Raw genomic sequence first — 2,764 nt, forward strand, 5'->3', positions numbered from 1 at the left:
GGGCGGCTGGCCCGCCCCGCCACCAGCCACGCCGGCACCGGCCGCCGCTCCGGCTGCCGGCGGCGATGACCTGAAGAACCACCCCGGCCTGGTGAAGTCGCCGATCGTCGGCACCGCCTATCTCACACCGGAACCGGGCGCGCCGGCGTTCATCTCCGAAGGCGCCGCCGTCAAGCAAGGCGACACGCTGCTGATCATCGAGGCCATGAAGGTGATGAACCCGATTACGGCGCCCAAGGGCGGCGTGGTCAAGGCCATCCTGGTGAACAGCGAGCAGCCGGTGGAATATGACCAGCCGCTGGTGATCATTGAGTAACCCGGGCGTGTTCAAGAAGGTACTCATCGCCAATCGGGGCGAAATCGCGCTGCGCGTCCACCGTGCCTGCCGCGAAATGGGCATCCGCACCGTCGCCGTGCACTCCACCGCCGATGCCGATGCCATGCACGTGCGGCTGGCCGATGAAGCCATCTGCATTGGCCCGCCGTCGGCGACCGACTCCTATCTGAACATCCCGGCGATCATTTCAGCCGCCGAAATCGCCCAGGCCGATGCCATCCACCCCGGCTATGGCTTCCTGTCTGAAAACGCGCGTTTTGCCGAGATCGTGCAGGAACATCGCATCACCTGGATCGGGCCCGACCCGGAACATATCCGCAAGATGGGCGACAAGGTGGAGGCCAAGCGCACCGCCGCCGCGCTCGGCCTGCCGCTGGTGCCGGGCAGCGATGGCCCGATCGAGAGCATGGAAGAGGCATTGGCGGTGGCCGAGATCATCGGCTACCCGGTGCTGGTGAAGGCCGCGTCGGGCGGCGGTGGCCGCGGCATGAAGGTGATCCCCGATGCCGCCAGCCTGCCCTCGCTGGTGAGCCAGGCCAAGTCGGAAGCCAAGGCCGCCTTTGGCGACGACACCGTTTATATCGAGAAGTATCTGTCGGAACCGCGCCACATCGAGTTCCAGGTGTTTGGCGACGGCCAGGGCGGCGCGGTCCACATGGGCGAGCGCGATTGCTCGTTGCAGCGCCGCCACCAGAAGGTGCTGGAAGAAGCGCCGTCACCGGCGCTGAACGCCGAAGAGCGCGCGCGCATGGGCGAAGTCGTGCGCCAGGCAATTTCCAAGCTGAAATATCGCGGCGCCGGCACCATCGAGTTCCTGTGGGAAAATGGCGAGTTCTTCTTCATCGAGATGAACACCCGCCTTCAGGTCGAGCATCCGGTCACCGAAGCGGTCACCGGGCTGGACCTGGTGCGCGAACAGATCCGCGTCGCCGCCGGCCTGCCGCTGTCGGTCACGCAGGACCAGATCCATTTTGAAGGCCATGCCATCGAATGCCGGATCAACGCCGAAGACCCGCAGACCTTCGCGCCGTCGCCCGGCCGCGTCACCGATTTCCACCAGCCCGGTGGCCTGCACGTGCGGGTCGATTCGGCGCTCTATGATGGCTATCGCATCCCGCCTTATTATGATTCGCTGATCGCCAAGCTGATCGTTTATGGCGCCAACCGCGACGAGTGCCTGATGCGCTTGCGCCGCGCGCTGGAAGAGTTCGTGATCAACGGGCCGAAGACGACAATCCCGTTGCACCAGGCCCTGATCGAGGACCCGGATTTCCAGAACGGCGATTATTCGATCAAGTGGCTGGAACGCTGGCTCGCCAAGAAGGCCGCCGAGGCCGCGGCCTGAAGCCACTTTTCGGCGCGGCCTGATCCGGGCATTCTGCCGGCGTGACTCGCCCGCTGGCCCACCGTCTCGATCCCGACATGCTGCTGCGCGCTTATGCCAGCGGCGTGTTTCCGATGGCCGAACGCGCCGACAGCCCGGACGTGTTCTGGGTGGAGCCACGCAAGCGCGGCGTGCTGCCGCTGGACCGGTTCCACCTGCCGAAGAGCCTGGCCAAGACGTTGAAGCAGGAGCGGTTCCGCTTTACCGCCGATCGCGCCTTTGCCGCCGTGCTGGCCGGCTGCGCCGAGCCGGTGCCGGGGCGCAGCGAAACCTGGATCAACCCGCTGATCGCCGAGGCTTATCTGGCGCTGCACGAACGCGGCCAGGCCCATAGCGTGGAAGCGTGGACGGAGGATGGCGCGCTGGCCGGCGGGCTCTATGGCGTGCGGCTGGGCGCGGCCTTCTTTGGCGAATCCATGTTCACGCGGGTGCGTGATGCCAGCAAATGCTGCCTGGCCGCCCTGGTGGCGCGGCTGCGGCTGGGTGGCTTCCGGCTGCTCGACACCCAGTTTCTCACCAGCCACCTTGCCGGCTTTGGCGCCATCGAGATTCCGGCGCGCGAGTATCGGGTTCAGTTGGGCGCCGCCTTGTCGGGCGCAGCGGGCGATTTCTTTGCCGGTGATGACGGCGCTTTGGGGGCGGGACCGTCAGGGAAGCGCATCGTGCAGCTTTTGAGCCAGACGTCATAGCGCGGGTGCTCCATGACGTTGAGGCTGGGGCTTTCGGCATAGAGCCAGCCGGAGAACACCCGCTTCACCTGGCCGACCAGCCGCTCGTCCACTTGCAGGAAGGCGCCCTGCAGCTTCGGCCATTCCCACGGCGGTGTCGTCTCGCAGGTGCGGGCGGTGATGCGGATGCCGGCAAAATCGATGTACTGCCCGGGTTTCAGGGTGAGGAAGCGGGTTTCGCCGGTGCGCTTGGCGAGCGCGCCGACCACCAGCACGCGATCCTTGACCGGGGTGACCGTGGTGACGCGCGGCGAGGCCTGGCGGGCCGGGCGGGCCGGGGCAGCAGGGGTTGCGACGGGCGGTGGTTCCGGGGCC

General features: G+C 66.8%; 4 protein-coding genes. 3 read left to right on the top strand and 1 reads right to left on the bottom strand.

The genetic code is table 11. The features are described 5' to 3' along the window. The 3 genes from GJ693_RS15230 to aat form a co-directional block, all read left to right on the top strand. Positions 1 to 316: acetyl-CoA carboxylase biotin carboxyl carrier protein (locus tag GJ693_RS15230; protein WP_328598845.1), on the top strand; the 316-nt coding region annotated here is incomplete at its 5' end. A gap of 7 nt (positions 317 to 323) precedes the next feature. Then, positions 324 to 1,682, top strand: coding sequence for an acetyl-CoA carboxylase biotin carboxylase subunit (gene accC / locus GJ693_RS15235; RefSeq protein WP_156257097.1), 1,359 nt, complete (start codon positions 324 to 326; stop codon positions 1,680 to 1,682). Between the two features lie 77 nt (positions 1,683 to 1,759). After that, a complete protein-coding gene (gene aat, locus GJ693_RS15240; protein ID WP_235902974.1) occupies positions 1,760 to 2,410 on the top strand; it encodes a leucyl/phenylalanyl-tRNA--protein transferase in 651 nt (216 codons plus the stop codon). On the opposite strand, the gene GJ693_RS15245 is transcribed toward aat, so the two are convergent. Continuing rightward, positions 2,293 to 2,764 (bottom strand): DUF2155 domain-containing protein (locus GJ693_RS15245; protein WP_156257098.1); only part of this gene is annotated, 472 nt, incomplete at its 5' end. The two genes, aat and GJ693_RS15245, sit on opposite strands and share 118 nt — an antisense overlap.

This window comes from Sandarakinorhabdus oryzae (assembly GCF_009733735.1).
GTDB classification, from domain to species: domain Bacteria; phylum Pseudomonadota; class Alphaproteobacteria; order Sphingomonadales; family Sphingomonadaceae; genus Sandarakinorhabdus; species Sandarakinorhabdus oryzae.

Bases quoted from the DNA above. Each gene is read 5' to 3' on its own strand.
- aat (WP_235902974.1), top strand. From the start codon at position 1,760: ATGCTGCTGCGCGCTTATGCCAGCGGCGTGTTTCCGATGGCCGAACGC.